The organism is Paenibacillus sp. J23TS9 (assembly GCF_018403225.1).
Classification (GTDB): domain Bacteria; phylum Bacillota; class Bacilli; order Paenibacillales; family Paenibacillaceae; genus Paenibacillus_AQ.
Map to the genome: position 1 here is coordinate 711,794 of NZ_BOSG01000001.1, position 24,641 is coordinate 736,434.

Here is a 24,641-nt window from a genome sequence, read left to right on the forward strand (position 1 = left end):
CGGTGGCAGCTATACTATAATGAGCAAAGATATCTTCGGATTTTAGCCAATTACCGTTTAACAGTTTAAAGGGGGAAAGCAACATGAGTATTCGTTACTTAACAGCCGGGGAGACGCATGGTCCCCAGCTTACTGCCATTATTGAAGGTTTGCCAAGCAATCTTAAGCTTGATTTTGAAGCATTGAATTTCCAGCTCCACCGCCGCCAGAAAGGTCATGGTCGTGGACGCCGGATGCAAATTGAGAAGGACACTGCAAAAATCGTCGGTGGCGTACGCCATGGCGTAACGACAGGTGCACCCGTGGCCATCGTGGTGGAAAATAAGGACTGGGCCAGCTGGAACCAGATCATGAATGTTGAGCCAATTGAAGGCAGTGATGAAGAGAAGCGTCGTGTGCATCGTCCACGTCCGGGTCATGCGGATTTGAACGGAGGCCTGAAATATAATTTGAAGGATCTTCGGAATGTGCTGGAACGGTCCAGCGCAAGAGAAACGGCCGTCCGCGTCGCTTGTGGAGCGATCGCCCGCCAGTTTCTTGAAGCCTTCGGCGTGAAGATAGGCGGACAAGTTATACGTATCGGAGAGATTGAGGCACCTGCCAACCAACTATCTGTGGATGAGCTAAATGAGCGGACAGAAGCTTCTTCCGTACGAGTGGTGGACTCCGAAACGGAACAAAAGATGGAAGCTTATATCGATCAAATTAAAAAAGAAGGCGACTCGGTCGGCGGGGTTGTCGAGTGTGTTGTTGAAGGTCTGCCGGTTGGACTTGGAAGCTATGTCCAGTATGACCGAAAACTTGATGGGCGCATTGCTCAGGCGGTGATGTCGATTAACGCATTCAAGGGTGTAGAGATTGGTATCGGATTTGAAGCGGGCGTTCTCCGTGGGTCTCAGGTGCATGATGAGATTATTCACGAAGACGGACAAGGATACTACCGCGCAAGTAATCGTCTCGGCGGTTTTGAGGGTGGCATGACGAATGGAATGCCTGTGGTTGTGCGCGGCGTAATGAAGCCGATCCCAACTCTTTACAAGCCGCTCAGAAGTGTGGACATTGATACAAAGGAACCATTTACAGCTCAGGTTGAGCGTTCTGATGCTTGTGCGGTACCTGCGGCGAGTGTCGTGATGGAACATGTCGTGGCATGGGAAATCGCCAAAGCTTTCCTTGAGAAATTCGGAGGCGATTCGATGGATGAGATCCGTGCGAATTACAATAACTACTTAACACAAGTGGAGAATTACTGATGATGAGAAACGTACATGTGGAATTGGGAGAGCGTTCGTATCCGATCTATATCGGCTCCGGCCTGCTGCCGCAGGCCGCGGCTTATCTGATAAAGCATGGATTATCTGTTAAAAGTCCGCATCTGGTTGTCACAGACGATAAGGTCGCTCCTTATCACCTTGAAACCTTGAAGTCCTCGCTGCAAGAGGCAGGATTCCGGTTAGTGATCTCAATCGTTAAATCCGGAGAAGGGTCCAAATCTTTGTCAGTCTTTGAAAATGTCATGACAGATGCCATTCAGGGTGGACTTGATCGCAACTCATCTGTTATCGCCCTTGGTGGAGGCGTCGTTGGAGATTTGGCCGGTTTCGTAGCCGCTACTTATATGCGCGGTATTTCATTTATCCAGATGCCAACCACCATCCTGGCACATGACAGCAGCGTTGGCGGCAAGGTTGCCGTTAACCATCCGCTTGCCAAAAATATGATTGGCGCATTTCATCAGCCTGAATTTGTGCTGTATGATCTTGACACCCTTACAACACTTCCTCCCCGCGAGGTTTCTGCCGGATTGGCTGAAATGGTCAAGCATGGCCTCATCAAAGACGAAGCGTTTGCATACTGGTGCAAGGATCATGCGGGTAAACTGTTAGCCCTTGATTTAGATTCGCTTGGATATGGTTTGGAGCGGGGCGTTGCTATTAAAGCGGATGTTGTATCCCAGGATGAACGTGAAGGTGGTCTGCGTGCCATATTAAACCTTGGACATACCATTGGACATGCGATAGAGGCTGTTGGCGGCTATGGAGAGTTTTTGCATGGTGAAGCCATCTCGATCGGAATGGCCGGCTCGGCGCTCTTGGCTGAGGCATTGGGACGAAAAAAAGGTATCTATGCTGAAACGGCAGCAATGCTTACCGCTCTGAATCTGCCGGTTGTACTACCGGAGCATTTGGATGAGGACGACCTGATGGAGGCTATGATGCATGATAAGAAGTTCAAGGAAGGTACAATGGTATTTGTGGTACCGGATTCGATCGGCTCAGTCAGCATTGTGAAGGATATTCCGCAGCAACTGGTCAGAGATATCCTGAAACAGCTTAGAAAAGGAGGAGAAGCCCATGTATAACCGAGGTATTCGCGGTGCGACAACCGTGGAGCTTAATGAGGAACGTGAAATTCTGGATGAAACTGTCGTATTAATGCGTGAAATCGTGGAGCGCAATGAAGTAAATCCGGAAGATATTTGCAGTGTTTGGATCACCCTGACTCAAGATCTGGACGCCGCATTTCCGGCGAAAGCTATCCGACAATTGGAGGGCTGGGAACTGGTTCCTTTGATGTGTTCCGTAGAAGTTCCTGTAAAAGGAAGCCTGCCGCGCTGCATCCGCCTAATGGTTCAGGTTAACACCGAAAAGAGCCAAAGCGATATTAAGCATGTGTATATGAACGAAGCGAAGAAGCTTCGCCCGGACCTTGCCGCCCCCAAGGCCTAACTTTTTGAGATGTATGCTTGCCAGGACGAGGGTCCATCCTGTATAGTGTAGGTAAGTTACATAGAATGACAGATGCGAGAAGATGTTGATGATCATTCTATAACGCAAAGTTCGAACGAAGGATTTCGAACAATGTCCATGGATTGAACTTAGATAGAGATCTAAGTTAATCTGTATAGCTGAGTAGAGTTTAGATGAGCTGAGTTGAGTATAGAAGAGCTGAGTCCATATGCGTAATGCAAATTTTGGAACGTCCAGCCATAATGTTTTGCATAGATGTTTCTAGTTCTACTTTCCAGAGATCTGGGATGCGGGAATTACAAATAATCTAAGCACAACGTGATTGCTGCGGACGACTCTTTCCACATACTTAATGAACGTCAAACCTCTACTTCGGTAGAGGTTTTTTTGTTATCTACATCAATAGTTCACCCTAGTATTACCGAAATCCGAATGAAAAACGAAGGAGGGAACAAGTCATGATGAATCCGGGTGTGGAGCAGGTCATAAAGATGTCCCGCGAGTATAATCTGATTCCTGTCGTAAAACGGCTGCTGGCGGATATGGAAACCCCGATACGAATTTTTCAGCGTTACGCTGAACGCGATTGCGCGTTTTTGCTTGAAAGTGTAGAGGGTGGCAGTCAGTGGGCACGGTATTCTTTTATTGGAACCGATCCTTTCATGATGATCTACGGCAAGAAGGGCGAGATTGTACTGGAAAGAAACGGCGCAGAAGAAGTCGTCAAGGGCAAGCCTGTTGAAGAGCTGAAGGCACTGCTCCGCAGCTACCGGAGTCCGAAAACGGAGGAGCTACCTCCTTTCACGGGTGGAGCGATCGGCTTCTTCGGCTATGATTTGCTGCAATATTATGAGAAGCTTCCTTCCCATGCAGTAGATGATCTTGTCATGGATGACATCCGGTTTATGTTTTGCGACACGGTGATTGTTTTCGATCATGTAAAGCAGCAGATTTTGCTGGTCGGTAATGTTCATGTCCAGGACGGTGATCGGGATGAGGATATCCGCCGCAGTTACGTGGAGATCGACAACAAGCTTAGTCAAATTGCTGAACAGCTGCAGACGCAGGGGCCGCGAGAAAACGTAAATGGACGTACGATTCCTGCAGATATTGAGCTGGGCGACATCAAGTCCAATATGACGAAGGAACAATATATGGCAAATGTGGAGCAGGCACAGGAATATATACGGTCAGGCGATATTTTCCAGGTGGTACTGTCCCAGCGTTTTCATATTGAAACGGAAGTCTCTCCGCTGCATGTATACCGCGTGCTGCGAACACTCAATCCATCCCCTTATATGTATTACCTTAAGATGCATGAGGAGATCATTGTTGGAACCTCGCCTGAAGCACTGGTTAAAATTGACGGTGGTAAAGTCGAAACGAGGCCGATTGCAGGTACGAGGCCCCGAGGAGCGGACGAAGCCGAGGATGATCGGTTGGCAAAGGAACTGCTTGAGGATGAAAAGGAACGGGCTGAGCACTTGATGCTCGTCGATCTTGGACGCAATGATTTGGGCCGTGTTTCACAGTTCGGGACGGTTAAATGCGACATGTTTATGGAAATTGAGCGTTATTCGCATGTCATGCACATGGTCTCTAACGTATCCGGCACGCTTCGGGACGACAAGGATTTCTTCGATGCTTTTCTATCCTGCCTGCCCGCGGGAACGGTATCCGGCGCGCCAAAGCTGAGAGCGATGGAAATTATCGCCGAGCTGGAGAGGGAAGCCAGAGGAGCTTATGCGGGAGCCATTGGTTACCTGGGCTTTAACTCCAATATGGATTCATGCATTACAATCCGGACGATCATCTTCCGTAAGGGCAAAGCGTACGTGCAGGCCGGGGCAGGGATCGTATGGGATTCGGTGCCCGAGAAGGAATACGAAGAGACGGTGAATAAAGCCAAAGCACTGCTAAAATCGATCCGGACCGCTGAAGCCATGTTTCCGTCAGAGTCCAAAGTGGAAATAGAGCAGCAGCTGAATCAGGATTATTTTTATGAATACACGCCATAAACACAAAGGAGGAGAAGAAGGTATGAGTACTAGCGAGTTTATTCCAGCATGCTTGAACCAGCTGATCGGGGGGCAGGATTTAACGCGTGAGGAAGCACGTCTATTGATGTCGTCGATCATGGATGGTAATGTTACCCAGTCACAGATCGGAGCGCTGCTGATGGCACTGCGAATCAAGGGAGAGACGGTTGAAGAAATTACTGGGTTTGCAGAAGCGATGCGGAATGTTGCCAGCACGGTCCAAACCGATAATGAGAAGCTGTTGGACACCTGTGGCACAGGCGGATCGGGAATACACAAATTTAATATTTCAACAGCGTCGGCCATTATTTCTTCTTCCGCCTCTGTGCGGGTAGCCAAACATGGAAACCGGTCGGCATCGGGCCGGGCCGGAAGCGCAGATGTACTGGAAGCACTCGGTGTGAACATTCATCTAAGCAGTGAGCAGGCAAAGCGCTGTCTTGATGAGATCGGCATCTGCTTTTTATTCGCACAGCTCTATCATCCTTCGATGAAGCATGCTGCTGCCCCGCGCAAGGAGCTTGGTATTCGTACGGTATTCAATATGCTTGGACCATTAACGAACCCTGCAGGTGCAGACCGGCAGCTGCTTGGAATCTATGATCGTAACCGGACCCAGATGATTGCCGAGGTACTTAGAGAGCTTGGTTCCAAACGTGCACTTGTCGTGACAAGTCATGACGGTCTCGATGAAATCAGTATCTCTGCATCAACCCAAGTTTCTGAGCTCCGTGATGGTGAGGTCCGCACTTATGATATTCATCCCCATGATCTTGGACTGGATGTTCATCCGCTTGAGTCCGTACTGGGCGGGGATGCGCTGCAAAATGCCAAAATCGTGGAGTCCGTACTTCAAGGAGAAAAAAGTCCGTACCGGGATGTTGTTCTTGCGAATGCAGGCGCATGTATCTATGTATCCGGACTTTCAGACAGCATAGCAGAAGGGGTCCTTGCAGCGGCAAAGGCTATTGATACCGGCAGCGCATATACCAAACTGCAGCAGCTGATTCAAATGACAGGAGAGCTGAGCTATGTATCTTGATCGCATCGTAGAAACCAAACGTGAAGAAACAGCCATACTGGCTGAAACCTTTTCAATAGATAAGGCGCTTGAGACCATCGCAGGACTGCCTGCAACCAAAGGGTTCGCCCGTACGCTTACAGCAGGCCGGAAACGGGATATGGGGCTTATTGCGGAAGTGAAGAAGGCTTCTCCTTCGAAAGGACTGATCCGTCCGGACTTCGATCCGGTCCAAATTGCACTTGCTTACGAAAAGGCGGGAGCGGATTGCTTGTCAGTACTGACGGATATCACTTATTTTCAAGGAAGCGGCGAATATCTGAAGGCTGTACGTCAAGCTGTGAATCTCCCGCTGTTACGCAAAGACTTTGTAATCGATGAGCGTCAGATCTATGAGGCGAGGCTGCTGGGAGCAGACGCGGTTCTCCTCATCGCAGCGATCCTCACACCGGAACAAATTTCATCGTTTATGAAAACGGCAGCCTCGATTGGCCTAGACTCTCTGATCGAGGTTCACAGCCTGGAAGAGATGAATCAGGTGCTCGAACTCGAACTTCACGATGGTGCCTTGATTGGTATCAACAACCGAAATCTCCATACCTTTGAAACTTCTCTTGCAGCAACAGAATTGCTGAGCAAGCTGGTGCCGGCAGGTGTGCCCGTCATTAGTGAAAGTGGGATAGCAGGCCCGCAGGATATGGAGTTTCTAAGAAATACAGGTGCATCGGGCGTCCTTGTGGGTGAATATTTCATGAGACAGGAAGATATCGCTGCGGCGGTTCGGAGCCTGATGGGGCCGGTAACGGAGGAAGGCGGCGTTCATTTGCATGAATAATACAAAAGTAAAAATTTGTGGACTTCAGGGCGTTGAAGTGCTAAAATCAATGATAAACATGCCTGTTGATTATATTGGTTTTGTATTTGCCAAAAGCCGGCGGCAGGTCATGCCCCAAGCGGCGGCCTCCATGGCAGCCGTTTTGAAAGAATGGGAAGCGCCTGTCATTCCACGCAGTGTGGGAGTGTTTGTCAATCCGGATATGGATCAGCTTGAGAAGGTTATGTCTCATCTTGAGCTTGATGTGATCCAGCTTCACGGCCAGGAAAGTCCGAATTTTTGCCGGGATATCAAGGAACGCTTTCAAGTTGACCTGTTCAAGGTCGTTTCTGTAGGACCTCAGCAGCGCGCGGACGGAAACCCCGTGGCTTTTCAGGATTATGCGGGATTTATCGATGCTTTGCTGATTGATACATTTGAACCGCATTACGGAGGCGGATCTGGCTCCACTTTTGCCTGGGATAAGATCCCGGCATATCAGAAGTGGACCGAAAGTCAACGTATACCGCTGTTTGTGGCAGGGGGGCTGAACGCTTCCAATGTCGCAGGACTCATACAGGATTATGCACCGGACGGAATTGATGTATCCAGTGGTGTGGAAACGAACGGGGACAAGGATCTCGAAAAAATCGCAGCTTTTGTGGAAAGGGTGAAGCAGGCATGACACAACTGCCGGATCAAAATGGACGCTTTGGCGAATTCGGAGGACGGTTTGTACCGGAAACTTTGATGAACGCTCTGATACATCTGGAAGAATCTTATAATCATTATTCAGAGGAGCCTTCCTTTCAGGAGGAGCTTTCCTATCTTTTGAAGCAGTATTCGGGAAGGGAAACCCCGCTTTATTATGCGGAACGGCTGAGTAAGCATCTGGGTAAGGCCAAAATTTATCTAAAACGTGAGGATCTGAACCATACGGGTGCCCACAAAATCAACAACGCTTTGGCGCAGGGTGTTTTGGCCAAAAGAATGGGCAAGCAAAAGGTCATCGCTGAAACGGGAGCAGGTCAGCATGGTGTGGCTACCGCAACAGTAGCAGCTCTTCTGGGAATGGAATGCAAGGTGTTCATGGGGGAAGAGGATACCAAGCGTCAGGCGTTGAACGTATTCCGCATGCAGCTGCTCGGAGCCGAAGTGGTTCCGGTTTTGTCTGGCTCGCGGACACTGAAGGACGCCGGCAATGAGGCTCTCCGCTACTGGGTCAGCAACGTGGAGGATACGTTTTATATTTTGGGATCGGCTGTTGGACCACATCCGTATCCTATGATGGTGCGTAATTTTCAGCGGATTATTGGAGATGAGACACGGCGCCAGATTCTTGAAGCAGAAGGCCGTCTCCCGGATCATGTAGTAGCGGCAATCGGCGGCGGCAGCAACGCAATTGGTATGTTTTATCCTTTTATCGAAGATAAGGAAGTGGCTTTGATAGGTGTTGAGGCTGCCGGTAAGGGTGTGGAAACCGCCTTTCATGCAGCGACCATGAGCAAAGGCACCAAGGGGGTATTCCAAGGCTCTATGAGCTACCTGCTTCAGGATAATTTTGGACAGGTTCAGGAAGCCTTCTCGATCTCTGCAGGATTGGATTATCCTGGAGTAGGACCAGAGCATTCGTATCTGAAGGATATTGAACGTGCCAAATATGTACCGGTTACGGACCAGGAAGCACTTGATGCACTGCAGCTGTTGTGCCGTACGGAAGGGATTATTCCTGCACTGGAATCCGCGCATGCAGTTGCGCAGGTGATCAAGATGGCACCTGGTCTCAGCAGTGATGATATTGTTGTGATCTGCCTTTCCGGACGCGGGGATAAAGACGTGGAATCCATTATGGCATACACAGGAGGGAACCAGGCATGAATTTGATCGACCAAACGTTTGCCAGATTAAAAGAAAATCAGCAGACTGCTTTGATCCCTTTTTTGACCATTGGTGACCCGGACTTGGATACCTCGGTTGAGATTATAGCAGAGCTGGAGGCGGCCGGGGCTGATATTGTCGAGCTCGGTGTTCCTTACTCAGATCCTCTTGCGGATGGACCTGTCATTCAACGGGCTTCCCAGCGGGCGCTGAAGCATCAAGTGAACATTGCCAGCTGCATGGAGGCTGCTGTTAAAGCGCGGGCTGCCGGCGTAAAGCTTCCTTTTATCCTGTTTACCTATTATAATCCGGTGCTTCAGTTCGGTCTGGAGCGTTTCTTCGAAGAAGTGAAGAAGCATGACATCAGCGGACTGATCATTCCGGATCTGCCGGTAGAAGAATCAGCGGAATTATCTAAACGCGCAGAAGCCGCGGAGATTCATCTCATTCCTCTGGTAGCACCGACTTCCAATGAAAGAATCAAGAGCATCGTGGCAAGTGCCAAAGGTTTTGTATACTGCGTATCTTCCCTGGGTGTGACGGGTGAGCGTTCCAGTTTCTTTGATGGAGTGGAGGAGTTTATCGCCCAAGTGAAAGAGTATACGGACATTCCAGCAGCGGTAGGTTTTGGCATCTCTAACGGCGAGCAAGCAGCGAAGTTTGCACGGATCTGCGACGGCGTTGTCGTAGGCAGCGCTATTGTCCGCCAGATAGAAGAAACCATACCACTCCTACAAAATGTGGACACCCGCCAGGAAGGGCTCTTGCAAATACGCAAGTTTGTGGCACAATTAAAAGCATAAATTTGCTGAAAGTGAGTGGTTATCATGAAACCAAAATCCCATATTGTGAATCTTCCCGTGTATCAGCCGGGCAAACCAATTGAAGACGTGAAAAGAGAGCTAGGACTGGATGAGGTCATCAAATTGGCGTCAAATGAAAACCCATATGGTGCCTCTCCCAAAGTAAAAGAGGCTATCCTGGCTGAGCTGGAAAATATCAGCATCTATCCGGATGGCGGGTCTGTCGAGTTGACGGCTGATCTTGCGAGCTCTCTTGGCGTGAATGCCAATCAAATCATCTTTGGCTGCGGTTCCGATGAAATTATCGCCCTGCTTGCACGTGCATTCTTTGTTCCTGGTGATGAAACCATCATGGCAGACCAAACGTTCTCGGTATACAAAAGCAACGCGGATATCGAAGGGGCAATCAGCATTGAAGTGCCACTTGTTGATGGGACCCACGACTTGGATGCGATGCTGGATAAGGTCAACGACCATACGAAAATGATTTGGGTATGCAATCCAAACAATCCGACAGGCACCATTTTGTCTGAGCAAGTACTGACAGCATTCCTGGAAAAAGTTCCAGGGGATGTATTGGTTGTCCTCGATGAAGCATATTGTGAGTATGTAACAGATGTATCTTACCCGAACAGCATTCAATATCTTGATAAATATCCGAATGTTGTCATTTTGCGCACATTCTCCAAAATTTACGGTCTCGCTTCCCTGCGTATCGGATATGGTGTAGGCCAGCCCGATGTTATTAAACTGATTAATCAGGTGCGTGAACCGTTCAACACGTCACGTGTAGCCCAGGCAGCGGCTAAAGCAGCGCTGAAGGATCAAGAATACATTGCGATGTGCCGTACGGCCAATGCTGCGGGAATCGTACAGCTTCAGGATGCATTTGACCGTCTGGGTCTGGAGTATTTCCCTGCACATGGCAACTTCATCATGGTGGATGTACGCAAGCCTTCGGGTCAAATATTCGAAGCATTGCTCCGCAAAGGTATCATTATTCGGGGTGGCCACAGCAAGTACCCGACTTATATCCGGGTGACCGTAGGCTCGCAAGAACAAAATAAAGCATTTATTCATGCGCTGGAGCAGGTATTGGAAGAAGAAAAGGCTCATGCATAATAAGATGCGAACAATCAAGTGAGGTAACATGACTACGAAAATTGCAATTTTCGGAGTGGGACTCATCGGCGGTTCTCTGGCTCTTTGCTTCAAAGGCAAGCCGGGGATTACCGTCGTGGGTCATGCCCACCGTCCCGTCTCCGCTGAAAAGTATATAAGCCGTGGTGTTGTCGATGAAGCCACGCTGTCCATAGAGGAAGCGGCACTCGATGCCGACTTCATTTTTTTATGTGTACCTGTGGGCAAGTTGGACGAGTACCTGACGAAGCTTAGCTCCATGCCTTTGAAGAAGGGCTGCATTATTACCGATGTTGGAAGTACCAAAGCGAGCATCGCTGCTGCGGCATCCAAGCTTGAGCTTCAGGATGTCTATTTTATCGGCGGTCACCCTATGGCGGGTTCAGAGCGCTCAGGAGTCGAAGCGGCAACACCGCTGCTGTTCGAGAACGCTTATTATGTTCTGACGCCTCCAACTGGGCTTCCGGAAGGGGTGTACGAATCATTAGTGCAACTACTCGTATATACCCGTGCTCAAATTGTTAAGGTCGATCCGCTAGAGCATGACAGAATTGTTGGTGCCATCAGCCATCTTCCGCATATCATTGCTGTAGCGCTGGTAAACCAAGTATGTGATTACAATGAAACTAATTCCCTTTACCGCAGGCTGGCTGCAGGCGGCTTCCGGGATATAACACGGATTGCTTCCAGTGATCCGTTGATTTGGCGTGATATTCTGCTGAATAACCGCGATATTATGCTTCAGATGCTTTCGGATTGGAACGAGGGGATCACTTCGTTTGTACAGATGCTTGAGGCAGAAGACGGAGAAGGGATCACAGAAGCCTTTGCCAAAGCCAACGACTTCCGCAGCGAGCTTCCAGAAGGCCGTAAGGGCATGATTACTTCCTCTTTTGACCTGTACATCGACGTACCGGATCATCCTGGTATTATTGGAAAAATCGCAACCGAGCTCGGGATAAACCATATTAACCTGAGTAATATGCAGATCATCGAGAGTCGAGAAGATGTACCTGGCATTATGCGACTGTCTTTCCGCCAAGAAACGGATATGGAGCGGGCCAAAGAGCTGCTTAACAACATGGACTACAGCATTTCGCTGTAGTCCATGAAACGTTTACATTTCAAGTTTTAATATAGGGTTGACAAAATGAAAACGTATACATATAATAAAAGTACAGTATGGTTTCTCTCCACTCCTATCCAAATAACTGAGTTGCCCTAATATGGGCGACAGGCCACCAATAAAGGTGGCCTTTTTTTTATGAAATAATAAGTTCTTACATACACGAACATGCGGGCTTATTGTCTGTCAAAAGATAATAAAATTCAGTTCTAGACTGGAAAATAAAGTGTTTTCTTAGTGGTTTGATTAAGATAGGGTTCCTTTTAAGCATTACATGCTACCCGGATACGTTCTTTAGTTAAATATTGGAGATGGAATGTAGGGAGGAGGACAAAGCCCAAGCAAGGCATGGGAGCGTCCTTTTATTGAACTAACGGGCAGTTTAGTTTAAGATCAAACACGGTGAACCTTAACCTTACCATAAATAGCAGCAAGTTTTTATAAAGAAAGCCCCTTCTTACGATCATTAGGGCGGTAGGGGGGGCATTAATCTTTTGAAGCATTTTCCCGATGACAGACTATGGATGACAGGCTTACGACGCTTTCCCTTATGCCGCAGCACCTTTACTTCGCCTTCAGCATGTGTGACTCGCATATCACCATCGGTAGATCGTTTTGAAGCATACAAAAGGTTTGATGGAGCTTCTCTTCAAGTTCAAAGGCCAGTTCCGCAGTCAGCCTTCCTACAGGTCTACTGGACATTAGGCGTGCGATGTAGGCCGAGTGGGAATGCTCCGCCGTATACATACTATCTTCACCCCCGCATAGCCGCTCTCTGGCAATCGCGGAATGGTGCCGTCCTAACGCCTGTCCGATTGCACAATTCGACCATCCTAGACGTAGTATGATTTCTAACGATGGATTAACTGTGAATAGAGTCCCTCTGAATGACTAATTTGCCTCTCTTATTCCGGGTATCGAAATATTCATGAGCTTCGGCTACACCTTGGCCGGTAAAGGGGAATACGTGGTCCACATGTATGTCGAGCTTATTCGTCTGAATCCATTGAATAAACGCTTCCCAGTCACCCGCACCCGGGGTGATCAAGGCAAACTGGGCATGAATCCCACGGATGAGAGGGTGTTTCGCAATCGCCGGATTTACAAGAGAGATGAACGTCCCATTATCCTTTAAAATGTTGTAATTCTTCAGTTCTGTTACTCCGATTCCCGTAACTTTATCGACATCTGGGTCACGGACCATATCCAGCACGACATCAACAGGACTCAGAGTCTCCGCAAAGTCGGTTGATGTATAATCAATCACTTCGTCAGCACCGAGCTGAAGAACAAAGGGATGATTATGTGCCTGAGCTGTGGTAATCACATAAGCTCCACGCTGTTTGGCTAATTGTATGGCGAGATGTCCTACGCCACCTGCACCGGCGTGGATCAGAATACGCTGTCCCGGCTGCAGCTTGCCATAGTGAAATAGGGATAGCCAGGCCGTCATGCCGGAAGCAGAGAGCGAAGCGGCTTCTGCATCGGAAAGAGACTGCGGTATCACAGCAAGATCGCATTCTTCCACAGCGACATATTCAGCGTAGCCCCCGCCTGTACGGGACACTGCAAGAACGCGATCCCCGGTTTGTACACGAGTAACCTTTTTTCCGGTAGCCACGACGATACCAGCGATGTCGACTCCAAGAACATGAGGGAATTGGGTTGGCATGAATTGACGGAATGTTCCACTCCTGATCAGTTGATCTGCTGAGGATACCGTGGTCGCCCTCATCTCCACGAGCACCTGTGTATCACGAATATGTGGTATATCCCACTCCTGCTCCGCAAAAACTTCCGAGCCACCATAATTTTCTATCACTACTGCTTTCATCATTGTCGTCCTCCATTCGGTATTGCTGGCTGTTGGTTGATTTGTACATAGCCGTTCAATATAATTGATTGTACTTATAATGGGATTGGGGAACAATTGTTAAAACAATGGAATATGTACAATATTGAACACATTTCACGGTATTGTTCAATCTCTGTTCGATCAAAAAGGAGTAAGCATGGATAGAAGAATACTAAAATCACGTGAATCGATTATAGAGGCTTTTATTAAACTGCTGTCCGAGAAAAACTTTGAGCAAATCACGATTAATCAAATCGCTGAGCGGGCCAATGTAAGTCGCGGAACGGTGTATCTGCATTTTATGGACAAGTTTGACTTGCTGGATCAGTGTATTAAATCCCACTTGGTGGAGCTGATCGAGAGCAGTCTCTTCTGTGGAGTTACTGGCATTTTCCCTTCCAAAGAAGCTTTGCTGTACAGTTTTCGGTATCTGAGAGAGCATGCCCCATTCTATGATGCAGTGCTGGCTGATCAAAGCGTCCCGAAATTTCGAACCCGCTTGCAGGCTGCTCTGCTTCGAGGATTGGATAAACAGATCGACATGAGTGGCATCAACCAGGGGAGGAACAAGGAGATTATGCTTCAATTCCTCGCTTCCGCAATGGCAGGCATGATTGAATGGTGGATTACCTCTTCCGAGTCTTACCCCGCAGAAGAATTGGTTGAAGAGTTGTGGATTCTGATGGAACGCAATCAAATGATACCTGTGCCTCCCGTTTAGGGGAGAGAGGCTGGAACTTATTGATAGTTGTGTTCAGCTGACGATAGTTATTATTCAATAAAAGAAATAGCAGGAACAAAGGGTGCTGTGCCCCTTATTCCTGCTATTTTCATGTCACGGCGTTTACCAAACAGCTTTGCTGTTAATATCCCCAAAAATAAGCGAAAATAGTTTTCGCGTTTACTATAAACGATTAGTTGATCGAGGAATGGCCAAGAGAAAAGCCATAGGTCATGTATGCGGTAAGATTGCACAAGTTCTATACTCATGCCTTAAAAACAACGAACCGTATGATCCATTCAAACATGCGAGCAAAATGGGAGTAGTCCTTGATGGCGATAAAGTAAGATTAAAGATCCCAGCTAATGTAGAAGATTATGAACGCCAGGCAGATGAGTTAGCGGACAACAATAAAGTTGTAGAATGAAAAAATATAAAGAAAGATGTTATGCCGAATACGAAAAAAAGAGGTCGACCAATTCGTTGGTCGACCTCTAATTTTTCTATTGCGCGGTCAATATCTGTGGACCTTCAGCCGTGATGGCGATCGTATGCTCGTATTGGGCGGCGAGCTTGTTGTCCATCGTCCGTGCGGTCCAGCCGTCCGGATCGATCGTCATGAAGTAGGAGCCTTCGGTGATCATGGGCTCAATCGTGAACACCATACCTTCCTTGATACGGAGGCCTTTTCCAGGCTTGCCGACATGCATATAAGTCGGCTCTTCATGCAGGTCGCGGCCGATGCCATGGGCGAGAAGGTCGCGAACGACGCCGAAACCGTGTGATTCCGCATGCCGCTGAATCGCACTCGTCACGTCACCGAGTCGATTGCCGGGCTGCGCCTGCTCGATGCCCAGGTCAAGACATTCCTTCGTGACACGCATCAACTTCTCGGCCATCGGCGAGATCTGCCCGACCGCATAACTCCAGGCCGAATCGCCGAGCCATCCATCGAGCTCAGCGACCGTGTCAATTGTCACGATATCGCCTTCCTCAAGTGGCTTATTGCTAGGGAAGCCATGTGCGATCACATCGTTGGCGGAGGCACAGGTCGCATATTGATAGCCCTTATAGCCTTTCTGGTATGGCTTTGCGCCGTGCTTCAGCATAATGTCCTCGAATATGCGCTCAATTTCGTTGGTGGTAATCCCCGGTTTGATAAGCGGGGCGATTGTACGATGGCATTCAGCTACCACTTGGCATGCCTTGCGGATAGCCTCAATTTCATGCTTGCTTTTTAAAATGACCATGTTGGTATCAGGACTCCTTCGTAATAGCTTGTATAGCGAGTCGGGCGATTCGTTCGACGTCCAGGTCGGAATTGCCCGCATAGTAGTGCAGCCCACAGCAACCGACCAGCACGGCAAGCATATGGTCGACGCTGTCGTCTTCGCACTGGGCGATCGATTGGAGTGGAACGTACAGCCGTTCCATAAATTTTCTTTTGGCGTGGTGCCGATCCCTTTCAGGCAAGCCTGAATAATGTTCCGCCGCCATTTTGTATACGAGATATGCGCGGGCGTCCGATTGCCACAGCCGGAGCAGCGCTTTACAATACGTCAACAACGGAGAGTCATCCGGGGGATTGCCGCTGATGTTCGCCCATTGTGCGATAACTTGCTCACATCGTTCGAAGCCGCTTCCTAGCACATCTTCTATTAATAAATGCCGATTGGGGTAATAATGGTATACTGTGCCGTAACCAAGCCCTGCCTCGCGGGCGACGTCGCGAATATCAAAGCTGCCGCCCGTGCGAAAGTAGGAGAGCGCGGCGACGTCCAGAATCTGTTCTCTGCGCTGCATGCGTATGAGTTCATTTTGTGCTTTGGTACGGGGGCACATAGCGTGTTAACCTCCTTATATAGACCTGCATATTTGTCAATGTAAAAATAATAACGCATGGGGTGGGGAAATGCAAAAGATTTGTTGGTGTTCGATAAAATGAAGTACTGAACAATAAAGAACTAGACCGTAATAATAAAGTTATAGATTGGGCGGTGGCGTTGACGGGAAGCGATAGCTCAATAAAAACAAGAAGGCAGCCGATCTCAACATAATCGGCTGCCATTTGTTCAACAAACGGGCAATTTAACGTGGTATGGCATTTAAGTAAAAGGTCTAACAAGGAGGACGCAAATGAGACCGATATACTCGAAAGACTTTATTTTCACCGAATACTTGTTACGCTCCACATGTACTATCTAGTGCTACTCACCCAGAAAGCTTTGTTCAAAGAATTTCAGTTGATAGTCAAGACTTATGGGATCGCTAAAATAAAACGATCTCGCATTGACTTCAAATACATGATGATTCTTCACAGCCGGAATATTTTTGTAAGTCGATGTTTCCTGGAATGCGAATGAAGTGTCACCCTCTCTGTCTTTGCTGAAAATCACATAATCACCTGCAAACTCTGACAATACTTCAGAAGAAATCGCATAGTAACCCTTCTTCAAGGCCACCACTTTTACCCTACTCGGCATGTTCAGTTTCATTTTTTGATACAGAATTTCTGTACCCCGACCCCAGTTGTCTCCGAACACATACAGCTGTTTATCATCATTCTCAATCACAGAAACCGTAGCATTCTCACCAATTTTGGCCTTGATTTTCTCCCCGGACTCTTCTGTCCGCTGTTTGAAATCATCCACCCAGGCTATAGCCTCTTTCTCTTTATTAAGCAGCTTACCGATCTCTAAATGCTGCGTTAAATAATCCAATTTCCCGTAGGTAAAAGTAACGGTAGGAGCTATGCTTCAATTTGTCAAGATTCTTAATATCAGAGCCGGACAAACCAATAATTAAATCAGGATTGAGTTCAATAATTTTCTCCAAATTCTCATCCGATACTTCGGCAACAGCCTTTAAGTCTTTTTCAAAGATCGGACTCTTTTTCGACCAAACATCCACACCCACCAGAGTTACTCCCAGCGAAATTACATTTCCGGCATAAGTAGATAGGACAATGACCCGCTCAGGATGATCTGGTACCTCGACTGGACCGTCCTCGGATTGATAAGTGATCGTTTTGTCTCCGTGATCTGCAGCAGAGTCAGGCGCTGCCCCCTTGTCATCCGATGATTGCTTACCGCAGGCGCTTAAAATTAAGATAAAACATAATAAAAGTGGAAGTAATGCCTTTTTCATAGTTATGTACTCCTTCAAATTATTAAATAAGAGCATTCAAATTATAATTTTGTCGTATATAGCCGAACTATGATCCGCCTCCAATTCACTAGTATCTTGCATGGATGATAAACACTTAACTGATAATGATTATCAATATCATCATAAACATTAATTTAATTAGAAAGAATTGTCAACGGATGTTGGGAAGGTGTTGCCCAAATAGGGGGGACAGGCCGCCATTATGGCGGTCATTTTTGTGGATAAATAGATGAGAAAATGAACTTTCCACCGAAAACAATGCCTTAACTTATACCTCTATCAACGACTCGGAAAAAATATGTATTTTCTAGTAACTTTTTAAGGACTTGTTTCGTCTAATAGGATATTGAGTATATTTTTATGTCGGGAAAAATCTTTATGTACCAGCAAAATCCGGCAATATGTGCAGGGTTTAACTGACTATCAAACATTAATATGGTACAATGAATTAGGTATTTTTATAGAATCGTTGGTGAAATTGCCAATACATAGGTTTGCTTGACGAAAACCGCCAACGCGAGTATTCGACCGCAACTTTTCAAGTCCTGTTCGGTACTAATATACAACTGAATCGAACGGAAACGCTTTTGTACGGGCGAGGAGGTTACATAAAAATGACGGATTCCCAGATGATTAGGGAAATCAAGGAGGGCAATATTGAGCTCTTCTCTGAATTAATGCGCCGTTATCAACGGAAAATATTGGCTTTTGTTTATCATATGCTTAAAAGCTCCCACATGGAGCTCATGGCAGAAGACCTATGCTCCGAGACATTCTATAAGGCTTTTCGCAGCCTGCACTCATTCCGGGAAGTAGATGCATCCTTCTCGACATGGTTGTATACGATTGCACGGAATACCGTGCTTAGTGAGCTGAGAAAGCAAAGAGGCGCACATATTCCTTTGGAGGAAAGCGGGATTACCCCGGTAGCGCCGGCAGAGATTGCCCCGGAACAAGCCATTCTGCGCAATGAGAAGGTGGAGCTTGTCCGCGAGGCCATTAACAATTTGCCGGAGAAACAGCGGTCAGCCTTAATCCTTCGGGAGTACGATCAGCTGGACTACCAGGAAATAGCAGATATTCTTGGACAAAGTGTCAGCTCGGTCAAATCCTTGCTGTTTAGAGCCCGATCCAGTGTTAAATTACAGCTGGAACCGTATTTTTATGAGAATTACTATGAACAATACGAAGGGATGAAAAGCAGATGACTTGCGATGAAGCTCAGGAAATATTCGGGCTGATATCGGATATGGAGGAGCATGATCCAAGACTGAGGCTGCTGAAGGAGCATACGACTACATGCAGCGACTGCGCGGCCGAGTTTGAATTATGGGTGGAGAGCAGCAGCTTCATTATGGACTTGCAGGATGAACCATCCGATGCGCGTGCTGAGGAAATCAACCGGAATGTCATGGATAGGATTTATCGTGAATCCCCGTGGCTAATCCCGGATCAAAGCAAACCGTTTGATGTGCCTGCGGTTGCCAGAAGGCATCTGTCACGTTGGATAGCCGGCTTTGTCATGGTTTTTCTGTGCAGCTTTCTATACTTTATGCTAATGGATAAACCGCATGTGAAAGAAACGGCGGAGGCAGCCACCGGAATTTTGCCAACCGGAATTGCTGGGCATGCGACTTTAATATCGGATCGTTTCAGCTACGACATCCCCGCTGCAAACAGTGGGATTATTGAGCCACTGGTTGTAGGGATGGGTCCTACTCATCCGCAATACTGGATGATTCTGTCGGTGCTTGGTGTTGCAATGGCCTTGTTTTCACTGCGGAAATTAAGTCAGATGCGAAAATAGAACGGTTCTTCCTTGAACTGCAGATAGAAAGTGGGTTCACATATGAAAATTGGTTTAATCCGGCATGGGTTAACGGACTGGAATATGCTGGGCAAAATTCAAGGGCAAAGTGATATACCACTTAATACGGAAGGCCGAAGACAGGCTGAACTTCTTGGCGATCGTCTGCTTACTGAGGAGTACACATGGGACTTTGTGATCAGCAGCAGACTTTCACGCGCAGAAGAAACCGGGAGAATTATAGCCTCGAAGCTGAATATTCCCGTACTTGAGCCTGATCCGAGATTAAATGAACGTTCTTTCGGTCAGGTGGAAGGCCTGACACTTTCCGAAAGAGAGGGTAAATGGGGACCCGATTGGCATTTGCAGGAGCTCGGTCAGGAAAAGGATGAAGTGATCCAGGCACGGGGTCTTGCTTTTATGGATGACATGTGGAATACATATCCTGACAAAAATATGCTGGTCATTTCTCATGGTGGCTTTCTGGCGCAGCTTTACCGCTCCTTGTATAAGGAACGCTATACGGAAAGGATAGGTAATCTGTCCTTAACCATTGTTGAGAAAACGGATCTGGATTGGGTCCCGCTTCTCTATAATTGCACAAGGCACCTCTTGGAAAACAAGGAATAACCCGAACTCATTCGGGTTATTTTTTTTGTCTCTACCGAATAAAAATTGTAATAATTCCCATAATGGTATTAAAACGGCGAGGCGATCAGAGATGAATTTAGCGGATATGCTGACATACGCGGATATCGGCCAGCTGACAACCATTGCGGAGCATTATGAATGCGAGTGCAAACGGAATTCCAAGCATGAACTGATCCAGAGCATTTTGGTTATGCTAAGCCGCAGGGAATTCATTGAGCAACAGGTCAGTAACTGCTCGGCCAAGGATTTGCGTTTTCTAAACACCCTTTTGTTTGATAACCGCAATTCATACAGCGTAGAAGAGCTGCAGGCCATGATTACGCAAACGGCATTCGATGGCGAGCAGAAGGGGAAGAAGAAGCCCGAAAGTCCCAGAGAAGCTATTGCACGCTACAAACGGAGCGGGTGGCTGTTTAACGGAATGACGCAAAACACGAGATTTTTGTTCCAGATGCCTAATGACTTGAAGGACAGGTTTAGACTAGAGCTTGGGATGACACTCCGCAAACAAATCAGCAGGACTAGCGAGCCTCCTGTATACCGGGAGGAACAGAATTTATGCGCGGATGATCTGTTGCTATTTCTCCGGTACTTGCATCAACAGGATATCGAGCTTAATCAGGAGTCAGTGATGTATCGACGTCATCAACAGCAAATCATGGAGATGCTGCATGTGGGAGAGCCGCTGGTGCTGAAGGGTGGGTGGCGTTTTGGCTATGGCAGAACATTCAGCTCCTATCCAAGCCGGTTTGCATTACTGTACGATTTTGCATACTACCATGAATATATATCGGAAGATGGACTAAGGCTGCGCTTAACTGCAAAAGGAACTGAGGTTCTAGAAGGCGGAATGAAAGAGAGCATGGTACAAATTTTTCGTTTCTGGTTAAGACTTTATAAACAAGCCGTGCCAAACCTTTCCTCACTGGTATATTGGACAAGCGAATGCACGAAAGACTGGGTAACGGTTTCGTCTTTGCATCAGGCTATAGGCTGGCTGATTAAGCCATACTACTACGATACGGCAGAATCGATATTGAATGAGCGAATCCTTGGGATGATGCTTCATTTGGGGTTACTGCGGATTGGAGAAAGCCCTGAGCATGGCATGGTTGTTCAAATGACCGCCTGGGGGCAAAAGATTGCCGGCAAAAGCTCTGTTTTGGGTGGAGGTACGCTCCATACATCCATTGACAAGACCTGAGCGATGTTGTTAAAATCACTCCCAAAGTTAGGAGTGATGAGAAATGTTATTGCGTTATGGTCAACATATGCCTAAGCTCCATTCCTCGGTCTATGTGGGCGAGGGAGCAAAGATTATCGGGGATGTTCAAATAGGAATGGACTCGAGTGTTTGGTTCAACGCTGTTCTCAGAGGAGACATGGCACCGATTATCATTGGCGAACGCTGCAATATACAAGACGGAACCGTCGGGCATGTGAATGCGGATGAGCCACTGATCTTAGCCAATGATGTTTCCGTTGGACATTCAGCCATCATTCACGGATGTACGATAGGTAAGGGTACATTAATCGGTATGGGGGCCATTGTATTGAACGGGGCTGACATTGGAGAATATGCTTTAATAGGAGCAGGTTCTATCGTTACTGAAAATAAAAAAATACCACCCTATACCCTTTCCCTGGGGTCTCCCGCGAGAGTGGTCCGTGAATTAACGGAGGCAGATTTGCAAAGAATGTACCGCACGACTCAAAATTATGTGGAGAAGGGGAAGGAGTATAGGATGTTCTAACAAAAGCTTGGAGGTGCATCCTATGGATAAAATGAAAGTTACGTATGAAGTCATGTTGGGGCTGGCGGCTGAAATGGTATGGGACGAAGCATTGCGCAAACACCGGAGCGAGGAGCTTTACCGAGAAATTGATCGGGCGCTAGCCTCCGGAGACGAATCGGCTTTCCGCAATCTTACGGATGAACTGAGGTTGCTGAACTGAAAATATAACTGAAAAGAAATGCAGTTCGCTGCAATTCATTTATTAAATACCAAATATAAATGAATTGAAAGACACCTGCATTTCTTTTTTTACTTCAGTCTTGGCATAATATGAAATATAATGGAGAAAAATGATGGAAGGATGAAAGTAATGAAGTTCAGTGAAGTGGACGAGGCTTCCTGGCAGGAGCTGCAGCCCTATTTCGACACCTGCCTTATCCCCTATACCGGACTTACCGGGAAGGAGAATCCGATGCAGGCCACCGCAGCTTTGGAGCGGCTGCGGGATTTCATGGATCTGGTCGAGATTCCGTATAAGGGCAGAATTATTACATATCCGGCTTTCCAGTATGGATTGCAGCAAGAAATGTCACTTTTGAATGAAATATGCGGAAACATGAAGAGTACGGGATTTAAGCATGTAGTCGTAATTTCATCAGACAATGTACTTCAATCAGAGGATTTAACGGAAGCAGATCTTATTCTTTCACGGTCTGAGATGAAGGAGCTGGAAGGGAAGGAACTTGCGGCTGCTGTACAGGCAAAAATCCAAATTTTATGGAATCCTGTCCTTCTGACGTAAATGTGACAGAAATTCAACAATTTATTTGGGTAAATCTTCATCTATATGATAAAAAGATCTGGATATTCTTGACGGTCTTATAAGGCTAATATATTATTATTATGTCCTAGTAAGTCGTGTGATAATAATCATTGAAAGCACTTAAAGAATTGGTTGACAAAGGGGGTTGAAGACATTATGAGCAACCAAAATGACCACCATGAACCATCTGGAAAACCACCCGGGCGTAAAGAAATGTCCCGTCGACAATTTCTGGCTTATACTTTAGGTGGTGCAAGCGCATTTATGGCTATGGGCCCTGTCCTGCCAATGGTGCGGTTTGCAGTCGATCCGATTCTGCATAAAAAAGGTGAAGGCGAATTCATTAAGGTCGTGGAAGTAAACAAAATTACGGACGAGCCTCAGGAATTCACTTTTGAACTCCCGCAGCAGGATGGATGGTATGCGAGCAAAGCTACGTTAACAGCTTGGATCCGTAAGGATGAAAAAGGGAAAATCTACGCGCTGTCCCCGATCTGTAAGCACTTGGGCTGTACAGTCGGCTGGAACAATGATAAAAATTTCCCGGATGAGTATCACTGCCCATGCCACGGCGCACGTTACACCAAACTCGGCAAGAACTTGGCTGTAGCCCCAAAACCACTCGACACGTACAAATTGCAACAAAAAGACGGTTGGGTATACTTGGGACAACTGGAGCCAAATACTGAAGTGAAATAGGAGGCGTAGATTCGGATGTTTAAGAATGTTTACAACTGGATTGATGAACGTCTTGATGTCACGCCGATTTGGAGAGACGTTGCTGACCATGAAGTGCCTGAGCATGTTAACCCGGCGCATCATTTCTCCGCATTCGTATACTGCTTTGGCGGATTGACGTTTTTTATCACGGTCATTCAAATCCTGTCAGGAATGTTCCTGACCATGTACTATGTACCGGACATCATCAACGCGTATAACAGTGTTGAATACCTGCAAACGCAAGTGGCCTTTGGTCAAATCGTACGCGGTATGCATCACTGGGGCGCGAGCTTAGTTATCGTAATGATGTTCCTGCACACCATGCGCGTGTTCTTCACAGGTTCTTACAAGGCGCCTCGTGAAATGAACTGGGTTGTTGGTATGCTTCTTTTCTTTGTTATGCTGGGTCTGGGCCTTACAGGCTACCTGCTTCCTTGGGATAACAAAGCTTACTTTGCTACAAAGGTTACCCTGGAAATTGCGAATTCCGTTCCATGGCTCGGGCCAATTATTAAGGAATTCCTGCAGGGCGGAACCATTGTAGGCGCAGAGACGCTAACGCGCTTCTTCGCACTGCATGTATTCTTCCTCCCAGCCGTATTGCTCGTACTGATCGTGGGACACTTTATCATGATCCGCAGACAGGGCATTTCCGGTCCACTATAATAAGAAGGGAGGAATATCGATGGCACATGGAAAAGATTCAAAAGAAAAAGTTGTATATGTAGGCGATTCCCGTGTTAAAAGAGGCGGCGGATTTATAACTCCTCCGGATTACACTGCGTTTCCGGGCAAATCGGAAGCGTTCATCCCTAACTTTCTTTTGAAAGAATGGATGGTTGGTGTTGTTGTCCTCGTAGGGTTCCTGGTGCTTACCATCGCAGAACCTGCTCCACTATGGTTCCCTGCGAATCCGAGTGCGTCCATTATTCCGATGCCGGACTGGTACTTCTTGTTCTTGTATCAGTACCTGAAGCTTCCATACGCTTCCGGAAGTTATATCGTTCTTGGTACGATCGGCGTAAGCGGCGTGGCTTTCGGCTCACTGCTCCTGGCTCCATTCCTGGATACGGGTAAAGAACGTCGTTTCAACCGCAGACCGATTGCATCGTCATTAATGATTCTTTCTCTGATCGCGGTTGTATATTTGACCAACAGCGCTTGGACTCATTACAAGGACGAGATGGCTGAAACTGGTCAAATTCCTGAGAACATTCAGCGTGAAGAAAAAGCTGCTGAGAACAAGGCTAAAGGTCTTCCTACGACAAGCGGCAATCAGCAAAAAGAAATTGCTATTGTAGATAAGGAAAACCCAGCCATGGAATCCTTCAAAAAAGCGGGCTGTATTTCTTGCCACGCTGCTGATATGAAGGGTGCCAGCGGTCCATCGCTTCGCGGTGTCGGTGATAAACATAGTAAAGATGACATTCTGAAAATTATCAAAGAAGGCTATGAAGGTAAAATGCCTGCGATGTACGATAGTGCAATTGCAGCAGGCTTGACCGACAAAGACGTTGATAATTTGGCAGATTGGCTTTCCAAACAAAAGGCTGAAGCAAAATAAGCCGAATATACTTACCAAAAACCTG

27 protein-coding genes and 1 pseudogene are annotated in these 24,641 nt (G+C 47.2%); 23 read left to right on the top strand and 5 right to left on the bottom strand.

Annotated elements, in window-relative coordinates; genetic code table 11:
- Window positions 1-83 precede the first annotated feature (83 nt).
- From aroC to KJS65_RS03685, 11 genes are all read left to right on the top strand, one after another.
- Complete coding sequence (aroC, locus tag KJS65_RS03635) at window positions 84-1,253, top strand: chorismate synthase (protein ID WP_213648611.1); 1,170 nt, start codon at window positions 84-86, stop codon at window positions 1,251-1,253.
- Window positions 1,254-1,255: 2 nt separating this feature from the next.
- Window positions 1,256-2,362, top strand: a complete 1,107-nt coding sequence (gene aroB, locus KJS65_RS03640) for a 3-dehydroquinate synthase (protein ID WP_213650615.1) — start codon at window positions 1,256-1,258, stop codon at window positions 2,360-2,362.
- Entirely contained in the window at window positions 2,355-2,729 is a 375-nt protein-coding gene (gene aroH / locus KJS65_RS03645) for a chorismate mutase (protein WP_136606189.1), read from the top strand. Before aroB ends, aroH begins: the two co-directional genes overlap by 8 nt.
- 479 nt (window positions 2,730-3,208) lie before the next feature.
- Entirely contained in the window at window positions 3,209-4,768 is a 1,560-nt protein-coding gene (gene trpE / locus KJS65_RS03650) for an anthranilate synthase component I (protein ID WP_213648612.1), read from the top strand.
- Between the two features lie 22 nt (window positions 4,769-4,790).
- A complete protein-coding gene (gene trpD / locus KJS65_RS03655) occupies window positions 4,791-5,831 on the top strand; it encodes an anthranilate phosphoribosyltransferase (protein ID WP_213648613.1) in 1,041 nt (346 codons plus the stop codon).
- Window positions 5,821-6,645: an indole-3-glycerol phosphate synthase TrpC gene (gene trpC, locus KJS65_RS03660; protein WP_213648614.1), complete on the top strand. Its 825-nt coding sequence runs from the start codon at window positions 5,821-5,823 to the stop codon at window positions 6,643-6,645. Before trpD ends, trpC begins: the two co-directional genes overlap by 11 nt.
- Window positions 6,638-7,309 (top strand): phosphoribosylanthranilate isomerase, encoded by a 672-nt coding sequence (locus tag KJS65_RS03665; RefSeq protein ID WP_213648615.1) that lies wholly within the window; start codon window positions 6,638-6,640, stop codon window positions 7,307-7,309. Before trpC ends, KJS65_RS03665 begins: the two co-directional genes overlap by 8 nt.
- On the top strand, window positions 7,306-8,502 hold the full coding sequence (gene trpB / locus KJS65_RS03670; protein WP_136606184.1) for a tryptophan synthase subunit beta: 1,197 nt from the start codon (window positions 7,306-7,308) through the stop codon (window positions 8,500-8,502). Before KJS65_RS03665 ends, trpB begins: the two co-directional genes overlap by 4 nt.
- Window positions 8,499-9,305, top strand: coding sequence for a tryptophan synthase subunit alpha (trpA, locus tag KJS65_RS03675; RefSeq protein ID WP_213648616.1), 807 nt, complete (start codon window positions 8,499-8,501; stop codon window positions 9,303-9,305). The genes trpB and trpA overlap by 4 nt, the downstream gene beginning before the upstream one ends.
- A gap of 24 nt (window positions 9,306-9,329) precedes the next feature.
- Window positions 9,330-10,427, top strand: coding sequence for a histidinol-phosphate transaminase (hisC, locus tag KJS65_RS03680; RefSeq protein WP_213648617.1), 1,098 nt, complete (start codon window positions 9,330-9,332; stop codon window positions 10,425-10,427).
- Between the two features lie 28 nt (window positions 10,428-10,455).
- On the top strand, window positions 10,456-11,550 hold the full coding sequence (locus tag KJS65_RS03685) for a prephenate dehydrogenase (RefSeq protein WP_213648618.1): 1,095 nt from the start codon (window positions 10,456-10,458) through the stop codon (window positions 11,548-11,550).
- Window positions 11,551-12,135: 585 nt separating this feature from the next.
- Here the strand turns inward: KJS65_RS03685 and KJS65_RS03690 are convergent.
- Entirely contained in the window at window positions 12,136-12,318 is a 183-nt protein-coding gene (locus tag KJS65_RS03690; RefSeq protein WP_213648619.1) for a hypothetical protein, read from the bottom strand.
- 115 nt (window positions 12,319-12,433) lie between these two features.
- Entirely contained in the window at window positions 12,434-13,408 is a 975-nt protein-coding gene (locus tag KJS65_RS03695; protein WP_244864363.1) for an NADP-dependent oxidoreductase, read from the bottom strand.
- A 175-nt stretch (window positions 13,409-13,583) separates the two neighbouring features.
- Between KJS65_RS03695 and KJS65_RS03700 the strand changes: the two genes are divergently transcribed.
- On the top strand, window positions 13,584-14,147 hold the full coding sequence (locus KJS65_RS03700) for a TetR/AcrR family transcriptional regulator (protein ID WP_213648620.1): 564 nt from the start codon (window positions 13,584-13,586) through the stop codon (window positions 14,145-14,147).
- Between the two features lie 208 nt (window positions 14,148-14,355).
- Window positions 14,356-14,574 carry a hypothetical protein gene (locus tag KJS65_RS03705; protein ID WP_244864364.1) on the top strand — a complete coding sequence of 73 codons (219 nt, stop codon included), beginning with the start codon at window positions 14,356-14,358 and terminating at the stop codon, window positions 14,572-14,574.
- A gap of 76 nt (window positions 14,575-14,650) precedes the next feature.
- Here the strand turns inward: KJS65_RS03705 and map are convergent, their stop codons facing one another.
- The 3 genes and pseudogenes from map to KJS65_RS03720 form a co-directional block, all read right to left on the bottom strand.
- Window positions 14,651-15,397, bottom strand: a complete 747-nt coding sequence (map, locus tag KJS65_RS03710; RefSeq protein WP_213648621.1) for a type I methionyl aminopeptidase — start codon at window positions 15,395-15,397, stop codon at window positions 14,651-14,653.
- Window positions 15,398-15,404: 7 nt separating this feature from the next.
- Window positions 15,405-15,989 (bottom strand): TetR/AcrR family transcriptional regulator, encoded by a 585-nt coding sequence (locus KJS65_RS03715; RefSeq protein ID WP_213648622.1) that lies wholly within the window; start codon window positions 15,987-15,989, stop codon window positions 15,405-15,407.
- Between the two features lie 365 nt (window positions 15,990-16,354).
- Window positions 16,355-17,294: pseudogene (locus KJS65_RS03720) on the bottom strand (iron-hydroxamate ABC transporter substrate-binding protein).
- A 635-nt stretch (window positions 17,295-17,929) separates the two neighbouring features.
- Here KJS65_RS03720 and KJS65_RS03725 point away from each other — a divergent pair.
- The 10 genes from KJS65_RS03725 to KJS65_RS03770 all read left to right on the top strand — a co-directional run bounded on the left by KJS65_RS03725 (window position 17,930) and on the right by KJS65_RS03770 (window position 24,616).
- Window positions 17,930-18,523 carry an RNA polymerase sigma factor gene (locus KJS65_RS03725; protein ID WP_213648623.1) on the top strand — a complete coding sequence of 198 codons (594 nt, stop codon included), beginning with the start codon at window positions 17,930-17,932 and terminating at the stop codon, window positions 18,521-18,523.
- Window positions 18,520-19,122: an anti-sigma factor gene (locus KJS65_RS03730; RefSeq protein ID WP_213648624.1), complete on the top strand. Its 603-nt coding sequence runs from the start codon at window positions 18,520-18,522 to the stop codon at window positions 19,120-19,122. The genes KJS65_RS03725 and KJS65_RS03730 overlap by 4 nt, the downstream gene beginning before the upstream one ends.
- A gap of 42 nt (window positions 19,123-19,164) precedes the next feature.
- Complete coding sequence (locus KJS65_RS03735) at window positions 19,165-19,752, top strand: histidine phosphatase family protein (protein WP_213648625.1); 588 nt, start codon at window positions 19,165-19,167, stop codon at window positions 19,750-19,752.
- Between the two features lie 91 nt (window positions 19,753-19,843).
- Window positions 19,844-20,977, top strand: coding sequence for a hypothetical protein (locus KJS65_RS03740; RefSeq protein WP_213648626.1), 1,134 nt, complete (start codon window positions 19,844-19,846; stop codon window positions 20,975-20,977).
- A gap of 43 nt (window positions 20,978-21,020) precedes the next feature.
- Window positions 21,021-21,527 (top strand): gamma carbonic anhydrase family protein, encoded by a 507-nt coding sequence (locus KJS65_RS03745; protein ID WP_213648627.1) that lies wholly within the window; start codon window positions 21,021-21,023, stop codon window positions 21,525-21,527.
- Between the two features lie 22 nt (window positions 21,528-21,549).
- Complete coding sequence (locus tag KJS65_RS03750; RefSeq protein WP_136606170.1) at window positions 21,550-21,729, top strand: IDEAL domain-containing protein; 180 nt, start codon at window positions 21,550-21,552, stop codon at window positions 21,727-21,729.
- Window positions 21,730-21,879: 150 nt separating this feature from the next.
- Window positions 21,880-22,311 carry a DUF2487 family protein gene (locus KJS65_RS03755; RefSeq protein ID WP_213648628.1) on the top strand — a complete coding sequence of 144 codons (432 nt, stop codon included), beginning with the start codon at window positions 21,880-21,882 and terminating at the stop codon, window positions 22,309-22,311.
- 177 nt (window positions 22,312-22,488) lie between these two features.
- Window positions 22,489-23,031 carry a Rieske (2Fe-2S) protein gene (locus KJS65_RS03760; RefSeq protein WP_211147009.1) on the top strand — a complete coding sequence of 181 codons (543 nt, stop codon included), beginning with the start codon at window positions 22,489-22,491 and terminating at the stop codon, window positions 23,029-23,031.
- A 15-nt stretch (window positions 23,032-23,046) separates the two neighbouring features.
- Entirely contained in the window at window positions 23,047-23,718 is a 672-nt protein-coding gene (qcrB, locus tag KJS65_RS03765) for a menaquinol-cytochrome c reductase cytochrome b subunit (protein WP_127607180.1), read from the top strand.
- Between the two features lie 19 nt (window positions 23,719-23,737).
- A complete protein-coding gene (locus KJS65_RS03770; RefSeq protein WP_136606168.1) occupies window positions 23,738-24,616 on the top strand; it encodes a c-type cytochrome in 879 nt (292 codons plus the stop codon).
- The last annotated feature ends 25 nt before the right edge of the window (window positions 24,617-24,641 follow it).

Excerpts from the sequence above, each read along its gene's own strand:
- aroC (WP_213648611.1), top strand. The coding sequence starts at position 84 with ATGAGTATTCGTTACTTAACAGCCGGGGAGACGCATGGTCCCCAGCTT.
- aroB (WP_213650615.1), top strand. The coding sequence starts at position 1,256 with ATGAGAAACGTACATGTGGAATTGGGAGAGCGTTCGTATCCGATCTAT.
- aroH (WP_136606189.1), top strand. The coding sequence starts at position 2,355 with ATGTATAACCGAGGTATTCGCGGTGCGACAACCGTGGAGCTTAATGAG.
- trpE (WP_213648612.1), top strand. The coding sequence starts at position 3,209 with ATGATGAATCCGGGTGTGGAGCAGGTCATAAAGATGTCCCGCGAGTAT.
- trpD (WP_213648613.1), top strand. The coding sequence starts at position 4,791 with ATGAGTACTAGCGAGTTTATTCCAGCATGCTTGAACCAGCTGATCGGG.
- trpC (WP_213648614.1), top strand. The coding sequence starts at position 5,821 with ATGTATCTTGATCGCATCGTAGAAACCAAACGTGAAGAAACAGCCATA.
- KJS65_RS03665 (WP_213648615.1), top strand. The coding sequence starts at position 6,638 with ATGAATAATACAAAAGTAAAAATTTGTGGACTTCAGGGCGTTGAAGTG.
- trpB (WP_136606184.1), top strand. The coding sequence starts at position 7,306 with ATGACACAACTGCCGGATCAAAATGGACGCTTTGGCGAATTCGGAGGA.
- trpA (WP_213648616.1), top strand. The coding sequence starts at position 8,499 with ATGAATTTGATCGACCAAACGTTTGCCAGATTAAAAGAAAATCAGCAG.
- hisC (WP_213648617.1), top strand. The coding sequence starts at position 9,330 with ATGAAACCAAAATCCCATATTGTGAATCTTCCCGTGTATCAGCCGGGC.
- KJS65_RS03685 (WP_213648618.1), top strand. The coding sequence starts at position 10,456 with ATGACTACGAAAATTGCAATTTTCGGAGTGGGACTCATCGGCGGTTCT.
- KJS65_RS03690 (WP_213648619.1), bottom strand. The coding sequence starts at position 12,318 with ATGTATACGGCGGAGCATTCCCACTCGGCCTACATCGCACGCCTAATG.
- KJS65_RS03695 (WP_244864363.1), bottom strand. The coding sequence starts at position 13,408 with ATGATGAAAGCAGTAGTGATAGAAAATTATGGTGGCTCGGAAGTTTTT.
- KJS65_RS03700 (WP_213648620.1), top strand. The coding sequence starts at position 13,584 with ATGGATAGAAGAATACTAAAATCACGTGAATCGATTATAGAGGCTTTT.
- KJS65_RS03705 (WP_244864364.1), top strand. The coding sequence starts at position 14,356 with ATGGCCAAGAGAAAAGCCATAGGTCATGTATGCGGTAAGATTGCACAA.
- map (WP_213648621.1), bottom strand. The coding sequence starts at position 15,397 with ATGGTCATTTTAAAAAGCAAGCATGAAATTGAGGCTATCCGCAAGGCA.
- KJS65_RS03715 (WP_213648622.1), bottom strand. The coding sequence starts at position 15,989 with ATGTGCCCCCGTACCAAAGCACAAAATGAACTCATACGCATGCAGCGC.
- KJS65_RS03725 (WP_213648623.1), top strand. The coding sequence starts at position 17,930 with ATGACGGATTCCCAGATGATTAGGGAAATCAAGGAGGGCAATATTGAG.
- KJS65_RS03730 (WP_213648624.1), top strand. The coding sequence starts at position 18,520 with ATGACTTGCGATGAAGCTCAGGAAATATTCGGGCTGATATCGGATATG.
- KJS65_RS03735 (WP_213648625.1), top strand. The coding sequence starts at position 19,165 with ATGAAAATTGGTTTAATCCGGCATGGGTTAACGGACTGGAATATGCTG.
- KJS65_RS03740 (WP_213648626.1), top strand. The coding sequence starts at position 19,844 with ATGAATTTAGCGGATATGCTGACATACGCGGATATCGGCCAGCTGACA.
- KJS65_RS03745 (WP_213648627.1), top strand. The coding sequence starts at position 21,021 with ATGTTATTGCGTTATGGTCAACATATGCCTAAGCTCCATTCCTCGGTC.
- KJS65_RS03750 (WP_136606170.1), top strand. The coding sequence starts at position 21,550 with ATGGATAAAATGAAAGTTACGTATGAAGTCATGTTGGGGCTGGCGGCT.
- KJS65_RS03755 (WP_213648628.1), top strand. The coding sequence starts at position 21,880 with ATGAAGTTCAGTGAAGTGGACGAGGCTTCCTGGCAGGAGCTGCAGCCC.
- KJS65_RS03760 (WP_211147009.1), top strand. The coding sequence starts at position 22,489 with ATGAGCAACCAAAATGACCACCATGAACCATCTGGAAAACCACCCGGG.
- qcrB (WP_127607180.1), top strand. The coding sequence starts at position 23,047 with ATGTTTAAGAATGTTTACAACTGGATTGATGAACGTCTTGATGTCACG.
- KJS65_RS03770 (WP_136606168.1), top strand. The coding sequence starts at position 23,738 with ATGGCACATGGAAAAGATTCAAAAGAAAAAGTTGTATATGTAGGCGAT.